This is a genomic window from Sphingomonas sp. M1A8_2b, from assembly GCF_053345535.1.
Genome location: NZ_JBKFAH010000002.1, coordinates 450,182 through 473,348, shown reverse-complemented (window position 1 = coordinate 473,348; position 23,167 = coordinate 450,182). Strand labels below are relative to the sequence as shown.

The following is a 23,167-nucleotide window of genomic DNA, read 5'->3' as shown; positions in this document are numbered from 1 at the left end:
TCCAACCACCCATGATATAGTGTATCGGTCATCACTAGAGATCGGCGGACCTGTGACCCTTACCCGACGCGCTACGCTGCTTGGATTGACGGCCGGTGTGGGGGTGCTCGCGGCGCCCGGCATCCTACGCGCGCAACAGGTGTTTGCGGCCTATCCGTTCCGTCTCGGCGTCGCGGCGGGCGAGCCGGCGGCAAACGGATTCGTGATCTGGACGCGGCTCGCGCCCGATCCCCTGGAGCGGCACGGCGGGATGCCGATGGCGCCGATCTCGGTCGATTGGCAGGTCGCCTCGGACGAGCGCTTCGCGACTCTGGTGGCCAAGGGCAGCGCGATCGCGCGACCCGAACTGGCGCATTCGGTCCATGTCGAGGTCGATGGACTGCTGCCCGATCGCCCCTATTGGTACCGGTTCAGCGTCGGCCGCGATCGTTCGATCGCCGGCCGTGCGCGCACGCTGCCGCTGGCCGGGGCGGCGATCGACAGGCTCCGGTTCGGCGTATGCGGATGCCAGAATTACGAGGACGGGCTGTTCAACGCCTATGGCCATCTGGCGGACGAGGACCTGGCGTTCGTCTTCCACTATGGCGACTATATCTACGAGGGCCGCAGTTCGCCCGTGCCGGTCGGCTATGACGGGCGCCCGCGCCCGTTCGTGCGCGCTCACGAAGGCCAATTGCTCTACGATCTCGACGATTATCGCCGCCGGTATGCGCAGTACAAGATGGATGCCGATCTGCAGGCCGCGCACGCCGCGCATGCCTGGTTCCCGACGTTCGACGATCATGAGGTCGAGAACAACTGGGTGGGCGACCTCGACCAGGGCGGCGATCCGCCCGAGGTGTTCGCGCTGCGCCGCGCCGCCGCGTTCCAGGCCTATTACGAGCACATGCCGTTCCGCAAATCCGCGTTTCCCGGCGCCGACGGGATGCATATCTATCGTCGCGCGAAGGTCGGCACGCTGGTCGACCTGCATCTGCTCGACACCCGCCAGTTCCGGACCGATCAGCCGTGCGGCGACGGCTTCAAGTCCTATTGCGCGGGGTGGGACGATCCCAAGGCGCAGGTGATGGGTACCGCGCAGGAGGCGTGGCTCGGCGCCGCATTTAAGGAAAAGCGCGCGCGGTGGAACGCGATCGCGCAGCAGGTGATGATGATGCCGCTCGATCGACGAACGGGCGACGAGCCGGCGCCGACCCGCAACATGGACAGCTGGGCCGGCTACAATGTTCCGCGCGAACGGGTGTTCTCGAAGCTCGCAGGATTGGGCAACGCCGTGGTGCTGACTGGCGACGAGCATCAGAATTTTGCGGGCGAACTGCGTACGCGTGGTGGCGCGGGCGATGCGGTTGCGGTCGAGTTCGTCGGCACGTCGATCTCGTCGGGCGGCGACGGAGCCGATGTGCGGGCCGGGGCGCCGCGCATTCTCGCCGACAACGCGTTCCTGAAATTCTCCAACGATCGTCGCGGCTACATGACCTGCGACGTCACCCCCGATCGCTGGCAGACCAACTTCCGCGTCGTCGACCGCGTGTCCCGGCCCGACGCGACCATCACCACCGCCGCCTCGTTCCAGGTCGAGCACGGCACGCCGGCGCTCCACCGGGCCTGACGTCGCGCGGATCCGCGAGGCTCAGCCTGCCGGCCAGCGATTATTGCGACGATCGCGGTCCGGCAGGTTGTGGTCGGGATCGAGTTCGACCTTCACGATCTTCGCGGTTCCGGGCACGAACACCGGCGTCACCGATTGGCGTATCCAGGTTTCGGCGGGCAAGCGCATGTCGGTTCGTTTCCCGTCGACATAGGTCACGCGCAAGGTGACGGGCATTACAAGCTTGTCGCGCGCCTCGACCTTGACCAGCGCACCGTTGGCGGCGTCGCCCTTCACATAATCCATCCCGGCGACGGCCAGGTCCATCTGCCAGTTGTTCGCGTACCAGCCGCGCCAGAACCACGACAGGTCCTCACCCGCGTCGCTCTCCATCGCGCGGAAGAAATCGGCGGGCTTGGGATGCTTGAAGGCCCAGGCGGCGATGAACCGCCGGAACGCGGGATCGAACCGCTCCGGCCCGAGGATCTGCTCGCGCAACAACGTCAGACCGAGCGCTGATTTGAAGTACGTGACCGGGTGCCGCCATTTTTCGACGACCGTGTCCGATCGCGATAAAATCGGCGGCGCGGTCGGATCGGCGAGGACGGGCAGGATCTCGTCGACCGGATTGCCGCCCCCCTCGGCATATTCGCTGTCACGCTTCGGGCCATATTCGCCGCGGTTGAACGCGTCCGACTGATAGACGTCGATGAAGGTGTTGAACCCCTCGTCCATCCAGGCGTGACGTCGCTCGTCGAACCCGACGACCATCGGGAACCAGTTGTGCCCGATCTCGTGCGCGGTGATCCAGAACAGCTCCTTGCCGGCATCCTCCGGCCCGTCGAACACGATCCCGGGATATTCCATGCCGCTGGTCGGCCCGGCGACGTTGATCGCCGCGGGATAGGGATAGGGGAACCATTTCGCCGAAAACCGCTCGACCGTATCCTTGACGTATTCGGTCGACCGCCCCCACCGCGCCTGCCCGTCGCTCTCGGCCGGATAGAACGACATCGCGACCGACGACTTGCCGTCCGGCAGGCGGATGCGCGCGGCATCCCACGCGAACTTGCTCGACGCGGCGAACGCGACGTCGCGCGTGTTCGCCATGTGATAATGCCAGGTGAGCGTGCCGCCCCGCTTCGGGCGCGAGGCGGGATCGGCGATCTCGGCAACGGTGCGGATCGGCACGGTGGCATCGCTGAGTCGGGCCTTTGCGAGGCGCGCGACCTGGGTCTGGGTCAGCACCTCGGTCGGGTTCATCAACGCCCCCGAGCCGGCGACGAGCATGTCGCTGGGCAAGGTCACCCAATACTCGAAGTCGCCATAGGTCAGGTAGAATTCCTGCGCGAGATAAGGCGCGGTGTCCCATCCGCGGATGTCGTCATAGACCGCCATCCGCGGATACCATTGCGCGATATCGAACGCGTCGCCGTCGCGCAGCCGCCCCCACGAGGTCCGCCCGCCCCACGCCTCGGGGATGCGGTAGTGATAGCGGATCGTGATCACCGCCTTGGCCTTCGATGCCAGCGGCGTGGCGAGCGTCAATTGCGCACGCGTGTCGGTGACGAGCGGAGTCACGGCGGTCGCCTTGCCGCCCGCGACCGACACGCCGACCGCATCGAGCACCATGCCCTCGGTCGAGCCGCCGGGTACGCCGCCGCGCGACAGCGCGCCGCGCGACCCGGGCTTGTAGAGATTCTGCTCCAGTTGCAGCCACAGCACATCGAGCGGATCGGGGCTGGCGTTGGTATAAGTGATCGTCGCAGTCCCGCTGATCGTCTTGGCGACGGGATCGAGCGTCACGTGCAGCTGATAGTCGGCACGGTTCTGCCAATAGGATGGGCCCGGTCGCCCGTCCGCGCTGCGATAGACACTCGCCGGCTGCGCCATGTCGAACGGCGCGAAGGTCTCGCCGGGGTTATAGCCCTGCTGCGGCGCGACGGCCGGCATCGCCGCCAGCGACGACGACCCGAGCAACAGGCCAATCAGGACCGCTCCGTTCTGTACCAACCGCATCTGTCGCCCCCGATGTTATACAATATCGTACACCTATCCGCCCTGCTGCTATGGGGCAATCAGCGGATGCAGGGGGCAGCGCCAGCAACCTGCCGTTCGCCGAACGCATACATCGCGCGCATCCGGCGGGTGTCGAACAGCGGTCTCTCCTCGTCGGGGAGATGATCCTCAATCGAACAGACCGACAGCCGGGCCTTGACCGTGCGGGTGAAGCTTTGCAGTTCGTCGACGCTGTTGCGGTCGATCTCGCCGACCAGCGTCGTCAGCGATGCGCCCGTCACGCTGATGATCCGTCCGCGCACGACCTTGAATTCCGGCATCAGCCGGCCGTTGTAGAACACGAACATCCGCACGTTCGAGGTCAGCGCCGCAGCGTCGGGGCGCGCGAGGATCGCCCTTGGCAGGATGAAGAACCCGCCGACCGCCCCGCCGTCGACATGCATTTCGCTGAAGTGGCGCCCGTTCGCCGTCACGTCGATCAGCGTCGGGGAGAAGACCCCGGGAATGCTGGCGGAGGCGAGCAGCACGCGGTTGAACAGCGCGACACGGTCAGGCGACGCGCTGAGCGCGATCGCGCCCATGTCCCAGACCACGCCGCGCTGCGCGTCGAGATTGGTGGTGACGACGAACAGCCGGCGACCGCGGCGGTGCTCGGCGGCAATCCGATCGAGGAACGCCGGCGTGACGTAGCGCGCGATCAGCGTCCGCAACGGCGTCGTATCCGCCAGCCCGGCCTTGCGGATCGCCCCAGCGATGCCGCGCTTTCGGAAGACATCCTTCGGCGAGATATTGGTGTAGATCTGCTTCAGTATCGCGTCCTGATCGGGGCCGAGAAACGCGAACGGCGCGATCAGCGCGCCGGTGCTGACCCCGGTCACGATATCGAACTGCGGCCGATCGCCGCGCCGCGTCCAGGCGTTGAGCAGGCCCGCCGAAAACGCGCCCCGGTCCGAGCCGCCCGAGATCGCCAGCAGCGTCGACAGCGGCGGCAACCCGGCGATAGCGCGCTGCGCGACGACCTCGTTCCGCACCTGTTCGTACCGCGCGTCGTCGCCACGCGCCCACATCCTGACACGCGGCCCGTCGATGGGCCTTGCCACGGCGAGATCGGCGAGCGTGTACGGTGTGCGCGGGATGGCCGTCGCGCACCCGCCGAGCGGCAGCGCGACGAGCAGGATCCGAAGAAACCCGCGCGTGAAACCGCGTTGCACTGGTCCCATCATCGCTAGCCGATCCACAAGGGGTGTCCCGTCGTCTTCGCCGTGGTCCAGACGCCGCGAAACGACGCCGCCGACAGCGCGGCGGTACGCTCCGGCTTCGCCTCGTCCCCCTGCCCCGGCTCACCGGCCGATCGCGGCACGCCGTCCTCGACCAGCCGCGCCAGCGCCGCCCGCGCTCGCCGGACACGGCTCTTGAGCGCGCCCTGCGTCACGTTCAGCGCCTGCGCCGCCGACACGTAATCGAGACCCTCCAACGCGATCGCAGTGAGCGCGAGGCGTTGATCGGTCGGCAGAAGATCGATCGCGTCGAGCACCGCCTTGAACTCGGTTTTCGCATGCTGGTCGGCGTCGATCGCCACGATCCGCTCCGCCACGCCGTCATCGAGATCGACCAGCCGATACGACCGCCGCAACTGGGCGAGGAACAGGTTGCGCAGGATCGTGAAGGTCCACGCCTTGAGGCTGGTCCCCGGCCGGAAGCTCAGCCGCGCCGACCAGGCCCTGGCCAGCGTCTCCTGGAGCAGGTCGTCGGCCTCGACCGGATCGTGCGTCAACCGGTACGCGCGGCGGCGCAGCGGCGGTGCCAGTTCCATCAGCGCTTTGCCGAACATTTCCGGCTCGTCGCTGGAGGGCGGTTCGACGATGTCAGCGGCCGCGCGCATCAGTGCGCCGCCCCCGCCTCGACCACGCGCGTCGGCCGCGGCGATAGCCAGATGATCATCGCCGATCCGGCGAACACGATCGCCGACAGGAAAAACAGCTGGTTGATGGCCAGCACATAGCTTTCCTGCGTGACCAGCTGTTCGATCGAGCCGCGGACCTGATCGAGCGAGAAGCCGCCGGCCTGCATCGCCTGCGTGGTCGGATCGCTGTTGAGCTTCGAGACGATCTCGCTCCGCGCGACCACCGCGGCGTTGGCGTAGAGGGTGGTCGACACCGACGTGCCGATCGCCCCCGCCAGCGTGCGCAGGAAGCTCATGACGCCGGCCGCCGACGCGGTTTCCTCCGGTTCGACCGCCCCGAGCGCGATCGTCGTCAGCGGGATGAAGAAGAACGGCACGCCGAAGCCTTGCAGGAGCTGTGGCAACGCGAGGCTCCAGAAGTCGGCGCCGCTGGTCCAGTGCACGCGCGCCAGCGAGGTCAGCCCCAGCCAAAGGATCCCGAAGCACACCAGTCCGCGTGGATCGACCTTTTCGAGCAGCTTGGCGACGATCGGCGACATGATGACCGCGCCGACGCCCGTGAAGGCGGTGACGTAGCCGGCCTTCGTCGCAGTGTAGCCGAGGCTCGACTGGAGCCATTGGGGAATGACCACTGCCGAGGCAAAGAACGCGGCGAACGCGAACGCCAGGCTGATGACCGCGACGGTGAAGCCACGATGGCGGAACACGCGCAGATCGACGACCGGCGCCTTTTCGGTCATCTCCCAGGCCACGAACACGGCCAGCCCGACCGCGGCGATCAGCGCGAGGCCGACGATGAAGCCGTCCTGGAACCAGTCATGCTCGCGGCCGAGGTCGAGCATGATCTGCAGCGCGCCGATCCACAGCACCAGCAAAGCGAGCCCAACCGCATCGATGCCGATCGTCTGCGTGCGGGTCTCCGCCGGACGCAGCAGTCGCAGGGCGCCGAACACGCATATCACCGCGATCGGGATGTTGATGAAGAAGATCCAGTGCCACGACCAGCTGTCGCTGATCGTGCCGCCGAGGATCGGGCCGAGGATCGGGGCCACCACCGTCGTCATCGCCCACATGCCCATCGCCTGGCCCTGCTGCTGCTTGGGAAAGACGCGTAGAAGGAGCGTCTGGCTGAGCGGCATGAGCGGCCCGCCGCACAGGCCTTGGCCGATCCGACAGACGACCATCATCGTCAGGCTGGTCGACAGGCCGCACAGGATCGAGAAGATCCCGAAGCCGATCATGCTGACGACGAACGTCCGCACCATGCCGAACCGCGTCGACAGCCACCCGGTCAGCGGCACGCAGATCGCCTCGGCGACGGCATAGGAGGTGATGACCCAGGTGCCCTGGCTCGACGAGATGCCGAGCGATCCGGCGATATGCCCGACCGACACGTTGGCGATGCTGGTATCGAGCACGACCATGAAGTTGGTCAGCGCCAGGACCATTCCCGCCAGGATCAGCGTGGTGCCCGTCAGGGGCTTGAAGTCGTCGTCGAGCGCCATCGCGGCGATACTCCCTGTTGGCGTACGCGACGCCCCCTGGTCTAAAGGGGGCTGGTCGAAAGCGGGTGAAGGCCACCATGGCGACTTTCACCCGCCCCTCGTCGAACCGGTCCCAAGGCCAGCCCGGGGGAATGGCTGGCCTCTGCGTCTTGGGGAAAAGGACCGTCCGGCAAGCTCGTTCGGGACCGAGTGTCCCGGGAAACAATCTGAATTACGACGTGGTCGTGTCGATCTCCGCGGTCATCGACAGGCCGACCCGCAACGGGTGCGCCGCCAGTTCCTTCGGATCGAGCGCGACCCGCACGGGCAAACGCTGGACGACCTTGATCCAGTTGCCGGTCGCGTTCTGCGCGGGGATCAACGCGAACGCCGAGCCGGTGCCGCCGGAGAAGCCGACGACCCGACCGTGATATTCGACATCGTCGCCGTACAGGTCGGCGGTCAGCGTCACCGCCTGGCCGGGCTTCACCTTGGTCAGCTGGCCCTCCTTGAAGTTGGCGTCGACATAGGCCTGCGAGACGGGGACGATCCGCATCACGGTCGCGCCAGGGGCGACGCGCTGGCCGACCTGGATGGTGCGATTGGCGATGACGCCATCGATCGGCGCGCGGATCACGGTGCGGCTGAGATCGAGCCGAGCCTGACGGATGCGCGCTTCCGCGGTCATGACGTCGGGTGCGGTGCTCGTCGTGGTACCCTTGATCAGCGCATCGTTGGCGGCGAGATTGCCCGCCGCCGCACCGCGCTGGGCGCCGGCCTGCGCGACCGCCGCCCGCGCCTGTTCGAGCGTCGCCCGCGCGCCGGCGAGGGCGTTCGTTGCGCTGGTCAGTTCGTCACCCGACACCGCGCCGTTCGGCGCGAGTCTGCGGCGACGATCGAAATCGACCTGCGCCTTATCGTAGCCGGCCTGCGCCGACACCAGCTGGGCACGCGCGGTCAGGATGTCGGCGCGGCGTGCGTCAACCTGCGCCGACAACGCGGTGCTGGTGGCGGCGGTCTGGCCGAACTGGCGCCGCGCCTTGGCAAGATCGGCCTCGGCGCTCGCGAGCGTGAGTTGCGCATCGCTGTCGTCGAGCCGGATCAGCACGTCGCCCCGCTTCACCGCGTCGGTATCCGCCTTCAGTACGGCGATCGCCTGCCCCGCCACCATCGGCGTCACCTGCGCGGTATCGGCACCGACATAGGCGTTGTCGGTCTCGACATAATGGCTGCCGACGAGCGCGTACCAGCCGCCATAGCCGACCCCGGCCAGCAGGACGACGCCGGCGATCCCCGCCAGCAAGGTCTTGCGCGTCTTCGATTGCGCGGGGGCGCGGTCTTCCGGCGGCGGTGCCCGATCCAAATCCGACGTGCCGGGGTCGAGCGTGCCTGCGGGATCGGCATCAGCCATTGGTCTTGTCCTTGTTGATCTGGGCTGCGTTGACGGGGGCGGCGGGCGCGGCAAATCCGCCGCCCAGCGCGCGTACGAGCGCGATGTCGAGGGTGAAGGCGCGGGCCTGCAGGTCGGTCACGTAGCGTTGCGACTGAAGCGCGCGATCCTGCGCGGTAAGCACGTCGACGAACCGCGACAGCCCGCCTTCGTAGCGCTGGCGCGCGACACCATAGGCGGCCTGCGCATCGAGCAGCGACTGGCGTTGGTCGGCAAGCTGGACGCCGACCGAACGCTGGCTGGCGACCGCGTCGGCGACCGCACGATAGGCGTCGGTGACGGTGCGATCGTAATTGGCGACCGCCTCGTCATAGGTCGCGCGCGCATTGCGGTACTTGCCTTGCAGTTCGCCGCCGCGGAAGATCGGCAGGCTGATCGCGGGCGCGGCGCTGCCGAAGGACGAGCCGCTCTTGAACACATTGCCGAGGCCGAGCGCCTGGAAACCGATCGTCGCGCTCAGGTTGATCGAGGGATAGAAATCGGCGCGGGCGACCTTGATCCGGCTGGCCTCGGCTTCGACCCGCGTCCGCGCGGCGACGATATCGGGACGGCGCCCGATCAGGTTGGTCGTGGCATCGGCGGGCAGGCTCCGGCTGGCGAGCGTGACGACCGGCGCGGTGATCGACAGCCCGCGATCCGGCCCCTTGCCGAGCAACGCGGCAAGCCGGTTGCGGGTCAACGCGATCTGTTCGTCGGTCGCCGCGAGATCGGCGCGCGCGGCGGGCACCGCGGACTGCGCCTGTTTCAGCTCGGCCTGCGTATCCAGTCCCGACGCGACCCGGTCGCTGGTCAGCTTGGCGGTCTGCGTGCGGATATCGAGTGCCCTCGCCTGCACCGCGCGTTCGGCGAACAATTTGGCGAGGTCGGCATAGGCATCGGCGACGCTGGTCGACAGCGTCAGCGCGGACTGCGCGAAATCGAGCCGGGCAGCATCGGCGTCCGAGCGCGCGGCGGCATAGGACGCCTTGTTGCGTCCCCAGAGATCGAGGTCGAAGCCGAGATCGGCCTGAATTCGCCCGGTGTCGTTCCAGCCCTTCGGCACGAACGCGGCCGGGATGCCGTTGTTGTAGCTCTGCTTGGTCCCGCCGGCGCTGGCCGATCCATCGAGCGTCGGCAGTCGCGCCGCCCCCGCCTGCTGTGCATAGGCGTCGGCCTGTCGGACCCGCGCGGCGGCGGCGGCGACGTCCGGCGACCCGGCAAGCGCCTCGGCGATCAGCGCATCGAGTTGCGGATCGCCATATTCGTGCCACCAGGCCTGATCCGGCCAGCCCGCCGCCGCATCGCCGGCGGCGACCGCAAAGCTACGGTCGGACTCATACGCCGCCGCCGGTGCGACCTTAGGTGCCGGCCCCAGATTGGGGACCGTCGCACAGGCCGATACCAGCAGGAGGCACAAGGGCCCTGCGGTCCGCGTTGCGATGGAAGAGAATCGTGTCATGATAAAACCGTACTAGTGGGTACGGTTTTTTAGCTAGATTGCTCGCTGCGCCTTGTCAATGGAAAAACGTACTATATGGTACAGCAATGAATTCAGCACCGGCACCCGCCCCTTTGGGCAAACGCGAAACCCGCAAGCAGGAGCGCCGCGCCGCCATCGTCGCCGCGGCGCGCAAGTCGTTCCTCGAGGATGGCTATGCCGCGACCTCGATGTCCGGCTTGCTCACGACGCTCGGCGGATCGAAGGCGACGCTCTGGAGCTATTTCCGCTCGAAGGAGGAGCTGTTCGCCGCGGTCATCGAAGACCTGACGCAGGCGTTCCGCGAGCAGCTCGAGGGCGAATTGCTCGCCGCGGGCGACCTCCGTGCGACGATCGTGCTATTCTGTCGCAGCTTCATGGACCGCACCACCAACCCCGACGCGCTGGCAACCTGGCGGCTGGTGGTCTCGGAAAGCGGGCGCTCCCCCGAGGTTGGCAGGATCTTCTACGAACGCGCGCCGCATCACCTCGAACAGCTGCTTGCCGGCTATCTCGATCGCCAGGTCGCCGCCGGGCTGCTGCGCGACGAAGGAACGTTGCCGATGGCGCAGCTGCTGATCAGCATGTGCGTCGCGCACCAGACCCGGCTTCTGCTCGGGGTCGAGACTGCCGCCAGCGATCGGGCCGCCGACACCTTCGCCGACTATTTCCTGCGGCTGTTTTCGCTCTAGCTGCCACCACCGATGGCGCGGACAGTGTCGACCGCGACTTGCAGGCGCGTGCTCTGGACTTCGAGCAACAGGCGTTGCGCGTCCAGCGCGGCGGTCTGCGCGGTGACGACGTCGAGATAGTCAGAGGCGCCGTCGCGGTAGCGGATCAGCGCCAGGTCGCGCGTCCGTTCGGCGGCGCGGGTGGCGGCCTGCTGCGCCTGCTCCTGTTCCGCCAGCGCTCGGCCGCGCGCGAGATCGTCCTCGACTTCGCGGAAGGCGGTGAGGACGGTCGAGCGGTAGGACGCCGCTGCCTCGTCATATTGCGCGCGGCTGATCCGGACGCGCGCGCGCCGTGCGCCGCCGTCGAAGATCGCGAGCGCGGCGGACAAGGGCCCGAGTGCCCAGAAGCTGTTCGATGCGCGCAGGATGTCGCCATTGCCGGCCTCGAACCCGCCCGATCCGCCGAGCGTGAGCGATGGATACATCGCCGCGCGTGCGACGCCGATCCGGGCATTGGCGGCGGCGATCCGGCGTTCGGCGGCGACGATGTCGGGGCGGCGCTGGAGCAACGTCGAGGGTATGCCGACCGGAATCGCGGGCGGCCGCTGGAGCGTTTCCGCGACGGGGATCGCGAAGGTCGACGGCGTTTCCCCGACCAGCACCGCGATCGCGTGCTCGAACGCGGCGCGCGTACCGGCGATCGCCGACAGTTCCGCACGCGCACTCGACAGGAGCGCGGCCGAGCGGCTGACGTCGATACCGGACGCGATCCCGCCGGTATGACGCGTGTCAGTGAGGTCGTAGGCGCGCTGGAACGCGGCGACCGTCTGGCGCAGCAATACCGTCCGCGCATCGAGCCCGCGCATCTGGAAATAGGAATCCGCCAGAGATGCCTGCAATCCGAGCCGAACCGCAGCGACGTCCTGCGCGCTCGCCTGGGCCGCGGCGGCATCCGCCCGTACCGAATTGCGGACCCGGCCGAACAGGTCGATCTCATAGGCCAGCGACGCGCCGACCGAGAAATTGTTGTAGGTCGCCGCGTTCCCCGACGATAGCGGCCGTCCCGCCGACACGCGCGACCGGCTGCCATCCGCGCCGACCGATAGCGTCGGCACTTGCGCCGCGCGGGTCTCGCCGAGCAGCCCGCGCGCCTGATCGTAGCGTGCGACGGCGGCGGCGAGATCGGGATTGCCCGCCTCGATCCGCGCTTCGAGTGCGGTCAGCGTCGGATCGTCGAACGCGGTCCACCACGCGGCCGGGAGCGGCGTGTCGGTCGCGGCGGACTGCCACGGCCCCTGCTCCTTGTACGCCGCCGCGGTCGGGCTTGGCGGCATGCCGTACGGCGGCGCCAGCGAGCAGCCCGCGACGCTTGCGGCGGCGAGCGCGGCGCCCAGCCTAGCGCTTCGCACGGGCCGGTCCTGCGCTTGGCGCGATGCGGACCGGATCGCCGGTCTGGAGCGAATCCGGCGGGCTGTCGATCACCCGGTCGTTGGCGGTCAGGCCAGCGCTGATCGCCACGCTGTCGCCGTCATCGCGCCCAATCGTGACCGTCTTGAGCCGTGCCTTGCCGTCGCTGCCGACGACCGCGACCTGCGTGCCGTTCGCGCCGATCACCAGCGCGCTCGAGGGCAGGCGAACGCCGCTGCCAGCCCCGCCACCGACCGGGAACTTCACCTGCGCATAGGCCCCCGGCTTGAGCGCGCGGTCGGTATTGGCGGCCTGCAATTCGACCAGCACGGTGCCCGATTGCGGATCGACCGCGTCAGCACTGCGGGTCAGCGTCACGTCGAACTCGCGCCCCGGATACTCAGGCACGGTCAGCACCGCGTGCATGCCCTGCCGCGTCTGCCCCGAATACGCCTGCGGCACGCGGACGTAGATCCGCATCCGGTTGACGTCGGCGATCGTGAACAGCGGCGTCGAGGCGGCGGTACCCGCAGTCACCAGCGCGCCGACCTGAGTCGAGCGGCTGGTGACGACCCCCGAGAACGGCGCGGTCAGGCGGGTGAAGCCCTGCAACGCGCCGAGCCGGCGGACGTTGGCCGACGCGGCGTTGGCGATCGCGGACTTGGCGGCGAGATCGCCGATCTTCTCGTCGGTCTCCTGCTTCGACACCGCATCCTTGGCGAGCAGGTCGCGCCAGCGCGTGGCGGTCGACGCGGCGAGCGAACGGTTCGCGCGTGCGGTCTGGAGATCGGCCTGCGCGGCGGCGACCTGCTGGTCGACTTCGGGCGCGTCGAGGATCGCGAGCGCCTGGCCGGCGCGCACCGGATCGCCGATATCGACGAACCATTTGCGGATATAGCCCGTGGTCCGCGCGTAGATCGCCGCGCTGTTATACGCCTGCACGTTGCCTGGCAGCGTCAGCGCATCGCTCGCGCCGTCCGCCTTGGGATGGATCACGGTGACGATCGGCGTCGATTGCGCGGTGGTCCACGTCGCGAGCTGAGAGTCCGAGCGGTGACGCGTAAAGATACCGAACGCTACGAGCGCGAGCGCGATCACCGCCGCGACGGCACCGGCTTTCTTCAGCGACCCGCGCTTGGGTTCGGACGTGGCGGACTCAGACATGCACTTGCTCCAAGGTCTCGGTATCGGTCGCGCGCACGGCGTCCTTGCGGTGGACGATGCTGAAGATCACCGGCACGAACATCAGCGTCGCGAACGTCGCCACGATCAGCCCGCCGATCACCGCGCGGCCGAGCGGCGCGTTCTGTTCGCCGCCCTCGCCGAAACCCAGCGCCATCGGCAGCATGCCGATGATCATCGCCAGCGCGGTCATCAGCACCGGGCGGAAACGGGTCATTCCCGCCTCCATCGCCGCCTTGGTCGAATCGCCCAGTTCGGCGAGCCGTTCGCGCGCGAAGCTGACCACCAGGATCGCGTTCGCGGTCGCGACGCCCATGCACATGATCGCCCCCGTCAGTGCCGGCACCGACAAGGGCGTACCCGTCAGGAACAGGATCCAGACGATCCCCGCGATCGCGCCGGGCAGCGCGGTAATGATCACGAACGGATCCAGCCAGCTCTGAAAGTTCACGACGATCAGCAGGTAGATCAGCACAATCGCGCCGATCAGCCCGAAGAACAGCCCCGAGAACGCGCTGTTCATCGTCGCATACTGACCGCGCAAGGCGACCGTCGTGCCCTTCGGCGCCGACGCCTTGGCCTCCGCCAGCACGCGCTTGATGTCGCCGCCCACCGCACCGAGATCGCGGCCGTTGGGCGTCGCGTAGATGTCGATCGCCTGCGCGATGTTGTAGTGCGAGACGACCGCCGGGGAGGTGCCGCGGACGACCGTGGACAGCCCGCCGAGCACCTGTGACGCGCCGCCGGGGGTGGTGCCGGTGACCGGGATGTTCGACAGGTCGCTCATCGATCCGACGCGGTATTCGGGGGTCTGCGCGACGACGCTGTACGACACGCCGTTCTCGGGGTTGAGGTAGTAGACCGGCGCGGTCTGGACGGTGCCGGCGAGCGACGATCCGACACTGGCGGTCACGTCGCGCTCGGTCAGCCCCAACTGGCCGATCCGGCTGCGGTCGATGTTGACGCGCAATTCGGGGTAGCGCGCCGACTGCTGGATGCGCGCATCGGCGACGCCGGGGATCGCGGCGATCTTCCGCAGCAGCGACCGCGCATAGGCATAATTGCCTGCCGCATCCTTGCCGCTGATCTGCACGTCAATCGGCGCAGGCGCGCCGAAATTGAGGATCTGGCTGGTGATGTCGGCGGGCAGGAACGAGAAGGTCGCCCCCGGAAACGCCCCCGGCAGCGTCTCGCGCAGTTTGCGGACGTAATCCGCGGTCGGCGCATGCTCGTGGGCGAGTTGGATCAGGATGTCGCCGTTCTGCGGGCCGATCGTGCCCGAGTTGTTGTAGGTCGCGTTGATCGAGCTGACCGGCAGGCCGATGTTGTCGACCACCGACACGAGTTCGTTCGCGGGGATGATCTGGCGCACTTTCCGCGCGATTCGGTCGAACTCCGCCGACGTGCTCTCGATCCGGCTGCCGATCGGCGCGCGGACGTGCATCGTGATCTGGCCGGCGTCGACCGCGGGGAAGAAATTCTGGCCGAGAAACGGGATCAGCAACAGCGACAACGCGACCACCGCGAGGAAGCCGAGCAGGAACGGCTTGCCGGTCTCGAGCGCGCGTTCGAGCAACCGGCCATAACCGTGCCGGAACCGTTCGAACCGCGCCTCGAACCCGCGCTGAAACCGGACCAGCGGATTGCGCGAGGTCGGCGTTCCGGCCGCGTGGACGTCACCGGCATGCGGCTTGAGGAGGTACATCGCCATCGTCGGCACCAAGGTCCGCGAGAGGATGAACGACGCGATCATCGCGAACACCACGGACAGCGCGAGCGGCACGAACAGGAACCCCGCGACGCCGGGCAGGAAGAACATCGGCACGAACACGATGCAGATGCACAGCAGCGACACGAACGCAGGCGTCACGATCTGCGCGGCACCGTCGAGGATCGCCTGGCGGACGCTCTTGCCCTGCTCCAGATGCCAGTTGATGTTCTCGATCGTCACCGTCGCATCGTCGACCAGGATGCCGACCGCGAGACTGAGCCCGCCGAGAGTCATCACGTTCAGCGTCTGGCCGGTGGCCGACAGCGCGATGATCGCGGCGAGGATCGCCAGCGGGATCGAGATCGCGATGATCACGGTCGACCGCCACGAACCCAGGAATAGCAGGATCATGACGCTGGTCAGCGCGGCGGCAATCGCGCCTTCCTTGACGACACCCTCGACCGCGGCCTTCACGAACAGCGACTGGTCGCCGATCGGGACGATCTTGAGGCTGTCGGGCAGGGTCGCCTGGATCGCGGGCAGCGCGTCCTTGATCCCCTGCACGATCGCCAGCGTCGAGGTCGAGCCATTCTTGAGGATCGTCATCACCACCGATCGCGATCCGTCGACGTGCACCACGTTGGTCTGCGGTGCGCTGCCGTCGCGGACATGCGCGACGTCGCGCATGTAGATCGTCGCGCCGTTGACGACCTTCACCGGCAGGTTGTTGAGCTCGTCGATAGAGCCAGGCGCGTTGTTGAGCCGGACATTGTACTGGAACCCGCCGATCTTCGCGAAGCCGGCGGGGTTGATCTGGTTCTGCGCGGCGATCGCGAGGCCGACGTCCTGCGCGGACAGGCCCTTCGATTGCAGCGCCTGCGGGTCGAGATCGATCTGAACCTGACGCTGGCGCCCGCCCGACGGATACGGGATCGCGGCACCCGGTACGGTGACGAGGCCCGGGCGGATCTGATTGACGGCGGTATCGAACAATTTGCCCTCGGACAGTCCGATTCCCGACAGCGCGAGCTGCAGGATCGGCACGGTCGAGGCGGAATAATTCAGGATCAGCGGCGGGGTGACGCCCGGCGGCAGCTGCTTCAACACGGTCTGCGATACGCTGGTGACCTGCGCGGTCGCGGTGCGGATGTCGGCGCCGGGCTGGAAATAGATCTTCACGATGCCGATCCCCGGCATCGACTGGCTCTCGATATGATCGATGTCGTTGACGGTGGTCGACAGCACGCGCTCGTAGGGCGAGATGATCCGTCCCGCCATGTCGTCGGGCGACAGACCCGAATACTGCCAGGCGGCGGCGATCACCGGCACCTTGATGTCGGGGAAGATATCGACCGGGGTCCGCACCGCCGCGAGCATGCCGATGATCGCGACCAGGATCGCCATGACGATGAAGGTGAGCGGGCGCGACAATGCGACCCTGACGATACCGATCACGGAGGAACTCCAATCCGAACGCGGCACGACTGGTGGCGACTCCCGGAGCCGCCAGACCTGCCCGACGCGTCCCCTTTGCGGCAGCGCAGCAGGCAAACGCAAGGGTCAATGTTACTTACGCTTTAATCCGGGATATCGGAGGGCGATCACGTCCATGGTTCACGTTGCGGCGCCCGACCGATCCGGCCGTGTTGCAAGCTTGCGATATCCCGTCACGTCGGAAAATTCCCGGGAAACATGCCCGCCATAGCGCTGCCGTTCACCCCCGGAGACGCACGCATGATGTTCAATTTTGGCGCCGGATCGCTCGCCTTGCTTCTGGTCGGGACGACGACGGCCCCAGCGACGGCGCAAACGCCACCGCCGAAGACGCCCCCCTCCCCCGCACCGGGCACCCCCCCAAATGCCGCAACCACGACCGGACCGCGGACGATCAGGACCCTGCGCGTCGAGGGCTCGCAGCGCATCGAGCCGGATACGGTGCTCAGCTACACCAAGCTGCACGTCGGCGCGGTCTATAGCGCCGAGACGCTCGATCAGGCGCTGAAGGACCTGCAGGCGAGCGACCTGTTCGCGGACTATTCGATCGCCGGCGTCGCTGACGGCAACATCGTCGTGCGCGTGCGCGAGAACCCGATCATCAACCGCGTCCTGATCGAGGGGAACAAGGCGCTGAAGAGCGACAAGATCACCAAGGAGCTCAAGCTCGCGCCGCGTCAGATTTTCACGCGCACCGCAGTCCGCCAGGACATCGCCCGAATCCTGGAGCTGTACCGCCGCCAGGGCCGGTTCGGCGCGGTGATCGATCCGAAGATGGTCAATCTCGATCAGAACCGCGTCGATGTCGTCTTCGTCGTCAGCGAAGGGCCCAAGTCGAAGGTCCGCCAGATCAACATCCTGGGCAACGCGGTCTTCTCCGATGCCCAGATCCGCGCGCAGATGGCGACCAAGCAGGCGCGTTTCAGCCGGCTGCTGTCGTCGGCGACCAGCTACGATCAGGATCGCCTCAGCTACGACCAGCAGAAGCTCCGCCAGTTTTACCTGACGCAGGGCTATGCCGATTTCCGCGTCACCTCGGCGATCGCCGAACTCACCCCCGACAAGAAGGACTTCATCATCACCTATGTGGTGGAGGAAGGGAAACGCTACAAATTCGGCGACGTCGGCGTCGATAGCCAGATCCGCGACTTCGACAGCAAGAAGCTCGCCGCCACGCTGCCGTTGAAGAAGGGCGACTGGTACAACGCGAAACTTGTCGAGGATTCGGTCGACAACCTCAGCCAGACCGCGGGTCTGTTCGGCTACGCCTTTTCCGAAGTGAACCCGGAGTTCCAGAAGGACGCCGACACGCTGACGATGGGCGTCAACTTCACCATCGCCGAAGCCAAGCGCACCTATGTCGAACGCGTCGAGATCAACGGCAACACGCAGACCAAGGACAAGGTCGTCCGCCGCGAGATCCGCCTGGCGGAAGGCGACGCGTTCAACAGCTTCCAGGTCAAGCGCTCGGAGGACCGGATCAACTCGCTCGGCTATTTCCAGGACAAGATGGAGATCAAGCAATTGCCGGGCTCGGCGCCCGACCGCGTCATTCTCGAAACCAACCTCGAAGAGAAATCGAGCGGCGAACTGCAACTCTCGGCCGGCTATTCGAGCCTCGAAAGCTTCATCGCGCAGGCCAACATCACGCAGCGCAACTTCCGCGGGATGGGCCAGGAACTCCGCGCCGGCGTCAGCTATTCGAGCTACTCGAAATCGATCAATCTCGGCTTCACCGAGCCCTATCTGTTCGACACGAACATCGCGCTCGGTGGCGACATCTTCCGCCGCGATTACAGCTCGTACAGCACCACCGGCGACAGCAACGACACCACCTACGAACAGGTCTCGACCGGCTTCCAGATCCGCGCCGCGGTGCCGCTCACCGAATATTGGTCCGCCACCGCGCGCTACGGGCTGTCCTACGACCAGGTCTCGCTCGACGCCGCCACCTATTACACCAACGGCGTGTGCGACCCGGCGATCGCCGGCACCTATCTGTGCGACGCGGTCGGCAGTCGCTGGACGTCGTCGGTCGGCTATTCGCTGGTGTTCGACAACACCAACAGCCGGACCCGCCCGACCAAGGGCAGTAAGTTCAGCGTCAGCCAGGACTTTGCCGGGCTTGGCGGCGACACGAAATATATCCGCAGCACCGCCAACTACACCAAGTACATGAACCTGGGCTCGAGCTTCATCCTGTCGGCGCATGCCGAGGGCGGCTATATCAAGGGGCTAGGCCAGGACGTCCGGTTGACCGATCGCTTCTATCTCGGCGACCCGCAGATGCGCGGCTTCGACATCCGCGGCGTCGGCCCGCGTGTGACCCGGACCTATTACGACACCACGATCGTCCCGGCGACGCTGACCAACAGCAGCAGCACGACCACGCAGACCGCGCTCGGCGGCACGGCCTATTACCAGGCCCGCCTCGAACTCGAACTGCCGATGGGCGCCGGCGCGCGCGAGTTGGGCCTGCGTCCGTCGATCTACATGGATGTCGGCGCGGTGTTCGGCGGCAAGACGCCGGCGCTGACGGACACCTGCGCCGCGGCCAACGCCGCCTCGATCGCGTGCGTCGCGGGCAGCCGCCAATATACCGATGGCTCGGGCAACCTGCTGTATCTCGATTCCGCCGGCGCCAGCACGACCACCAACACCGGCACGCCGTACACCTACGCGCTCGGCACCTACAAGGAGACCTATTCGGGCAACACCGCCAGCCCGCGCCTGTCGGTCGGCGTCGGCGTCAACTGGACCTCGCCGTTCGGCCCGCTCCGCATCGATCTCGCCAAGGCGCTGCTGAAAGCGCCCGGCGACGACAGCAAGCTGATCACCTTCAACATCGGCGGGCAGTTCTGAACCGCCCGATCAGTTGGTCGAGCCCTAGCGGGTTTCCCCCGCCGGGGCGTCGAGCTTGTCCTGCGTCCGGGTGTCGAAGTCGCTGGCGTCGTGGCGTTCGTGGAGCTGGCTCGCGGGATCGCCCATCACGCGGTTGACCATCCGCCCGCGCTTCACCGCCGGCCGCGCGGCGATCAGGTCGGTCCAGCGCCGGACGTTCTTGTAGTCCTCGACCTGGAGGAACTCCGCGGCCTCGTAGACCTGGCCGGTCACGAGCGCGCCGTACCACGGCCACACCGCCATATCGGCGATCGAATAGTCCGCGCCGCCGACATATTCGCTCTCGGCGAGGCGCCGGTCGAGCACGTCGAGCTGTCGCTTCACCTCCATCGCGAAGCGGTCGATCGCATATTCGATCTTTACCGGTGCGTAGGCGTAGAAATGCCCGAACCCGCCGCCCAGCATCGGTCCGGCGCCCATCTGCCAGAACAGCCACGACAGCACTTCGGCGCGCTTGGCGGCATCGGTCGGGAGGAACGCACCGAACTTCTCAGCCAGATAGAGCAGAATCGATCCAGATTCGAACACCCGGATCGGCGCCGCGCCACTATGATCGATCAGCGCGGGGATTTTCGAATTGGGATTGGCGGCGACGAAGCCGCTGCCGAACTGATCGCCGTCCATGATCTTGATCAGCCACGCGTCGTATTCGGCCCCCGTGTGCCCGGCCGCGAGCAGTTCCTCGAGCATCACGGTCACCTTCACGCCGTTGGGCGTCGCCAGCGAATAGAGCTGGAGCGGGTGCTTGCCGACCGGCAGCTCCTTGTCGTGCGTGGCGCCGGCGATCGGACGGTTGATGCTGGCGAACCGACCGCCGCTCTCCTTGCTCCAGGTCCAGACCTTGGGTGGCACATATTCGGCGGTGTCGGTCATTCGGTCTCTCCGCTGTGATCTAGCAATCTCGCGTACGGTATTACGCGGTAATCGAGGATTACCCTAGCCGTTTGGGACAGGACGGTGCCGCGATCGGCCACGTATGCGAGGCGATGACCGCAGACCGCACCGGGTTGACGGCCCATCCGGCGACACCGCCCCGCACCCTCCGATCGTGACGACGAACGTGATTGCGAAAGGGGCTCAGGCAGGCGCCAGGACAATCGCGAACTAGCGCGGCGTCTTCGACGGGATAGGTGAAGCCTTACGAATCTAGTCGCGGGGCACACCGACACCGCTCGGAAGCCGCCTTGACCAGGAGCACGGCGATCGGAATCTGGTGATGGCACCGAAAGCGCGGCGGTTCATCAGACAAGGCGCTCCGCCGGAACCTGCGCATAGCGCGGCACCAGGAGGTGGATGCAGACGAGCGCGACGAGATAGGCGCAGGCGGCGACGATGAAAATCGGCTGGTAGCTGCCGACCGTCTCGAGGATCGCGCCGGCGAACTTCGCCATCAGCATCCCGCCGACCGCGCCCGACAACCCGCCGAGCCCGACGACCGACCCCGTCGCCCACCGCGGCAGCAGATCGCCGGGCAGCGCGTAGAGATTGGCCGAAAACCCCTGGTGCCCGGCGCAGGCCAGACCGATCAACAACACCGCCCACCACATGCCCGGCACCTGTGTCGCAAACGCGATCGGTACCGCGCACAGCGCGCAGGCGAACATCGCGGTCTTGCGGGCGCGGTTGACGCTGTAGCCGCGGCCGATGAGCCGGGACGAAAACCAGCCGCCGGTGACGGATCCGATATCGGCGAGGACGTAGACCGCGATCAGCGGTGGGCCGAACGCGAGCATCGTCACACCGTATTGCTTGTTGAAGAAGTCGGGCAGCCAGAACAGGAAGGTCCACCACACCGGATCGATCAGGAACCGGCCGAGCATGTACGCCCATGTCTGGCGCTGCCGCAGCAGCGTCTTCCAGGCGACCGGGCGACCGGGTTCGACGGGTTCGCTCTCGATATAGGCGAGTTCCTCCGGCGTGATCTTGGGATGGTCGCGCGGGCGGCGATAGAAGCCGAGCCACGCGATCAGCCAGACCACCGTCAACAGCCCGGTCAGGATGAACGCCCAGCGCCATCCCAGCGTCACCGCGATGATCGGCACGACCAGCGGCGTCAGGATAGCACCGACGTTCGAGCCGGCGTTAAAGATGCCGATCGCGAACGCGCGCTCGCGCCGGGGAAACCACTCGTTGGTCGCGGCGATCGCCGCCGGGAACGTGCCCGCCTCGCCGAGCGCAAGCGGGATGCGCGCCAGGATCATCCCGCCGGTCGACGTGAAGAAGATGTGCGCGACATGGCCGATCGTCCATAACGTCACCGCCAGCGCATAGCCTATGCGCGCGCCGACCCGGTCGATCAGCCGGCCGAACACGACGTAGCTGAGCCCGTAGGCGGCCTGGAACCAGATCGCGAGATCGGCATAGCCCGTCTCGCTCCAGCCATAACGCGCCTGGAGATCGGGCTTGAGCGTCGGCAGGACGAGCCGATCGATATAGCTCAGCACCACCGCCGCGAAGAGCAGCGCACAGACGATCCAGCGGATACGGCCGCGCGGCTTCCGGGTGACCTCGGGCGGCCCCACAGGGGCGCTCACCAGTTGCACAACGTGCCGTCTTCCAGTCGCGCGACCGGAAGATAGGCGCGTTTATAGTCGTAGGTCGCGGCGAGATCCTCATCGATGTCGACGCCCAGCCCCGGCGCCTCGCCCGGATGCATCATGCCGTCGTCGCAGGTGTACGCATGCGGGAAGACCGCGTCGGTCTCCGGTGTGTGCGGCATATGCTCCTGCACGCCGAAATTGGACACCGAGAGGCCGAAATGCAGCGCCGCCGCCATCGCCACCGGCGACAGGTCGGTCGCGCCGTGGCAGCCGGTCCGCACCTGATACAGGTCCGCGAGCGCGGCGATCCGGCGCAGGTGCGTGATGCCACCGGCATGGACGACGGTCGCGCGGATATAGTCGATCAGCTGGTTCTGGATCAGGTCCTTCGCGTCCCAGATCGAATTGAACACCTCGCCCACCGCGATCGGCGTCGTGGTGTGGTGACGGATCAGCTTGAATGCCTCCTGGTTCTCGGCCGGCGTCGGATCCTCGATCCAGAAGAGGTTATACGGCTCGAGTGCCTTGCCCAGCCGCCCCGCCTCGATCGGGGTCAGCCGGTGGTGGATATCGTGGAGCAGGTGCACGTCCCAGCCCATCGCCTCGCGCGCCGCCTTGAACAGTTCGGGCACAACCCGCAGATATTTCTCGGTCGACCACACGCTCTCGCTCGGCAGGTCGGCATCAGCGGGTTCGTAGCGCGCGCCATGCTTGGCGACGCCGTAGGTCGCGGCGAGCCCCGGCACGCCGCATTGCAGCCGGATCGCCTTGTAGCCTTTCGCCTGCTCCGCCTTGGCGACCGCAATGGTGTCCTCGATCGTCGTGCCGTTGGCGTGCGCGTAGACCATGCATGCGTCGCGCGCCGCACCGCCGAGCAGCTGGTACACGGGCATACCCGCGAGCTTGCCCTTGATGTCCCACAGCGCCGTATCGACCGCAGCGATCGCCGCCATCGTCACCGGTCCGCGCCGCCAATAGGCGCCCTTGTAGAGATATTGCCAGATATCCTCGATCCGGTGCGCGTCGCGGCCGATCAGGCACGGCACGACGTGATCCGTCAGATAGCTCGCGACGCTCAGTTCGCGGCCGTTGAGCGTCGCATCGCCGACCCCCGTGGTGCCGTCGTCGCACGTGATCTTCAACGTGACGAAATTGCGCCCCGGACAGGTGACGATGACGCGGGCATCGATGATCTTTGGCATGTCGGTCCTTCGGGAAATTTCGAACGGGGCGTTCAGGAACGTCGGCAGGCAGCGACGGTGGACGTTCGGGTGGCGCCTATTAAGGTTGGCTCTTCATGCGTGCAGGCGCGACCATCGGCCGCGTTAGCAAGCCATGATGCGCGATCGCGGCAAATCTCG

General features: G+C 67.0%; 15 protein-coding genes. 3 read left to right on the top strand and 12 right to left on the bottom strand.

Going from position 1 to position 23,167, the window contains the following annotated elements; translation table 11 throughout:
- Nucleotides 1-52: 52 nt before the first annotated feature.
- Entirely contained in the window at nt 53-1,609 is a 1,557-nt protein-coding gene (locus tag ACLBWL_RS10500; protein WP_447792758.1) for an alkaline phosphatase D family protein, read from the top strand.
- A gap of 21 nt (nt 1,610-1,630) precedes the next feature.
- On the opposite strand, the gene ACLBWL_RS10495 is transcribed toward ACLBWL_RS10500, so the two are convergent.
- From ACLBWL_RS10495 to ACLBWL_RS10470, 6 genes are all read right to left on the bottom strand, one after another.
- Nucleotides 1,631-3,607, bottom strand: coding sequence for a M1 family metallopeptidase (locus tag ACLBWL_RS10495; RefSeq protein ID WP_447792756.1), 1,977 nt, complete (start codon nt 3,605-3,607; stop codon nt 1,631-1,633).
- Nucleotides 3,608-3,666: 59 nt separating this feature from the next.
- Nucleotides 3,667-4,830, bottom strand: a complete 1,164-nt coding sequence (locus ACLBWL_RS10490) for a patatin-like phospholipase family protein (RefSeq protein ID WP_447792754.1) — start codon at nt 4,828-4,830, stop codon at nt 3,667-3,669.
- Nucleotides 4,831-4,832: 2 nt separating this feature from the next.
- Nucleotides 4,833-5,489 carry an RNA polymerase sigma factor gene (locus ACLBWL_RS10485; protein WP_447792752.1) on the bottom strand — a complete coding sequence of 219 codons (657 nt, stop codon included), beginning with the start codon at nt 5,487-5,489 and terminating at the stop codon, nt 4,833-4,835.
- Nucleotides 5,489-7,015, bottom strand: a complete 1,527-nt coding sequence (locus tag ACLBWL_RS10480) for a DHA2 family efflux MFS transporter permease subunit (protein ID WP_447792750.1) — start codon at nt 7,013-7,015, stop codon at nt 5,489-5,491. The genes ACLBWL_RS10485 and ACLBWL_RS10480 overlap by 1 nt, the downstream gene beginning before the upstream one ends.
- Nucleotides 7,016-7,226: 211 nt before the next feature.
- The gene (locus ACLBWL_RS10475; RefSeq protein WP_447792748.1) at nt 7,227-8,405 is read right to left on the bottom strand and encodes an HlyD family secretion protein; all 1,179 of its coding nucleotides are present in this window, start codon (nt 8,403-8,405) and stop codon (nt 7,227-7,229) included.
- Nucleotides 8,398-9,882, bottom strand: coding sequence for an efflux transporter outer membrane subunit (locus tag ACLBWL_RS10470; protein ID WP_447792746.1), 1,485 nt, complete (start codon nt 9,880-9,882; stop codon nt 8,398-8,400). Before ACLBWL_RS10470 ends, ACLBWL_RS10475 begins: the two co-directional genes overlap by 8 nt.
- Before the next feature lie 86 nt (nt 9,883-9,968).
- On the opposite strand from ACLBWL_RS10470, the gene ACLBWL_RS10465 reads away from it, so the two are divergent.
- On the top strand, nt 9,969-10,592 hold the full coding sequence (locus ACLBWL_RS10465; protein ID WP_447792744.1) for a TetR/AcrR family transcriptional regulator: 624 nt from the start codon (nt 9,969-9,971) through the stop codon (nt 10,590-10,592).
- On the opposite strand, the gene ACLBWL_RS10460 is transcribed toward ACLBWL_RS10465, so the two are convergent.
- The 3 genes from ACLBWL_RS10460 to ACLBWL_RS10450 are packed head-to-tail and all read right to left on the bottom strand — an operon-like array spanning nt 10,589 to nt 16,326.
- Nucleotides 10,589-11,980, bottom strand: coding sequence for an efflux transporter outer membrane subunit (locus ACLBWL_RS10460; RefSeq protein WP_447792742.1), 1,392 nt, complete (start codon nt 11,978-11,980; stop codon nt 10,589-10,591). The genes ACLBWL_RS10465 and ACLBWL_RS10460 overlap by 4 nt on opposite strands.
- Complete coding sequence (locus ACLBWL_RS10455) at nt 11,967-13,142, bottom strand: efflux RND transporter periplasmic adaptor subunit (RefSeq protein WP_447792740.1); 1,176 nt, start codon at nt 13,140-13,142, stop codon at nt 11,967-11,969. Before ACLBWL_RS10455 ends, ACLBWL_RS10460 begins: the two co-directional genes overlap by 14 nt.
- A complete protein-coding gene (locus tag ACLBWL_RS10450) occupies nt 13,135-16,326 on the bottom strand; it encodes an efflux RND transporter permease subunit (RefSeq protein ID WP_447792738.1) in 3,192 nt (1,063 codons plus the stop codon). The genes ACLBWL_RS10455 and ACLBWL_RS10450 overlap by 8 nt, the downstream gene beginning before the upstream one ends.
- A 282-nt stretch (nt 16,327-16,608) precedes the next feature.
- Here ACLBWL_RS10450 and bamA point away from each other — a divergent pair, with 282 nt between their 5' ends.
- The gene (gene bamA / locus ACLBWL_RS10445; protein WP_447793479.1) at nt 16,609-19,227 is read left to right on the top strand and encodes an outer membrane protein assembly factor BamA; all 2,619 of its coding nucleotides are present in this window, start codon (nt 16,609-16,611) and stop codon (nt 19,225-19,227) included.
- A gap of 24 nt (nt 19,228-19,251) precedes the next feature.
- Here the strand turns inward: bamA and yghU are convergent, their stop codons facing one another.
- From yghU to manD, 3 genes are all read right to left on the bottom strand, one after another.
- Nucleotides 19,252-20,139 (bottom strand): glutathione-dependent disulfide-bond oxidoreductase, encoded by an 888-nt coding sequence (gene yghU, locus ACLBWL_RS10440; RefSeq protein ID WP_447792736.1) that lies wholly within the window; start codon nt 20,137-20,139, stop codon nt 19,252-19,254.
- A gap of 368 nt (nt 20,140-20,507) precedes the next feature.
- The gene (locus ACLBWL_RS10435) at nt 20,508-21,800 is read right to left on the bottom strand and encodes an MFS transporter (protein WP_447792734.1); all 1,293 of its coding nucleotides are present in this window, start codon (nt 21,798-21,800) and stop codon (nt 20,508-20,510) included.
- Nucleotides 21,797-23,008, bottom strand: a complete 1,212-nt coding sequence (manD, locus tag ACLBWL_RS10430) for a D-mannonate dehydratase ManD (RefSeq protein ID WP_447792732.1) — start codon at nt 23,006-23,008, stop codon at nt 21,797-21,799. The genes ACLBWL_RS10435 and manD overlap by 4 nt, the downstream gene beginning before the upstream one ends.
- Nucleotides 23,009-23,167 lie beyond the last annotated feature (159 nt).

Excerpts from the sequence above, each read along its gene's own strand:
- ACLBWL_RS10465 (WP_447792744.1), top strand. The coding sequence starts at position 9,969 with ATGAATTCAGCACCGGCACCCGCCCCTTTGGGCAAACGCGAAACCCGC.
- ACLBWL_RS10455 (WP_447792740.1), bottom strand. The coding sequence starts at position 13,142 with ATGTCTGAGTCCGCCACGTCCGAACCCAAGCGCGGGTCGCTGAAGAAA.
- ACLBWL_RS10490 (WP_447792754.1), bottom strand. The coding sequence starts at position 4,830 with ATGATGGGACCAGTGCAACGCGGTTTCACGCGCGGGTTTCTTCGGATC.
- ACLBWL_RS10475 (WP_447792748.1), bottom strand. The coding sequence starts at position 8,405 with ATGGCTGATGCCGATCCCGCAGGCACGCTCGACCCCGGCACGTCGGAT.
- ACLBWL_RS10485 (WP_447792752.1), bottom strand. The coding sequence starts at position 5,489 with ATGCGCGCGGCCGCTGACATCGTCGAACCGCCCTCCAGCGACGAGCCG.
- ACLBWL_RS10470 (WP_447792746.1), bottom strand. The coding sequence starts at position 9,882 with ATGACACGATTCTCTTCCATCGCAACGCGGACCGCAGGGCCCTTGTGC.
- yghU (WP_447792736.1), bottom strand. The coding sequence starts at position 20,139 with ATGACCGACACCGCCGAATATGTGCCACCCAAGGTCTGGACCTGGAGC.
- manD (WP_447792732.1), bottom strand. The coding sequence starts at position 23,008 with ATGCCAAAGATCATCGATGCCCGCGTCATCGTCACCTGTCCGGGGCGC.
- bamA (WP_447793479.1), top strand. The coding sequence starts at position 16,609 with ATGTTCAATTTTGGCGCCGGATCGCTCGCCTTGCTTCTGGTCGGGACG.
- ACLBWL_RS10495 (WP_447792756.1), bottom strand. The coding sequence starts at position 3,607 with ATGCGGTTGGTACAGAACGGAGCGGTCCTGATTGGCCTGTTGCTCGGG.
- ACLBWL_RS10480 (WP_447792750.1), bottom strand. The coding sequence starts at position 7,015 with ATGGCGCTCGACGACGACTTCAAGCCCCTGACGGGCACCACGCTGATC.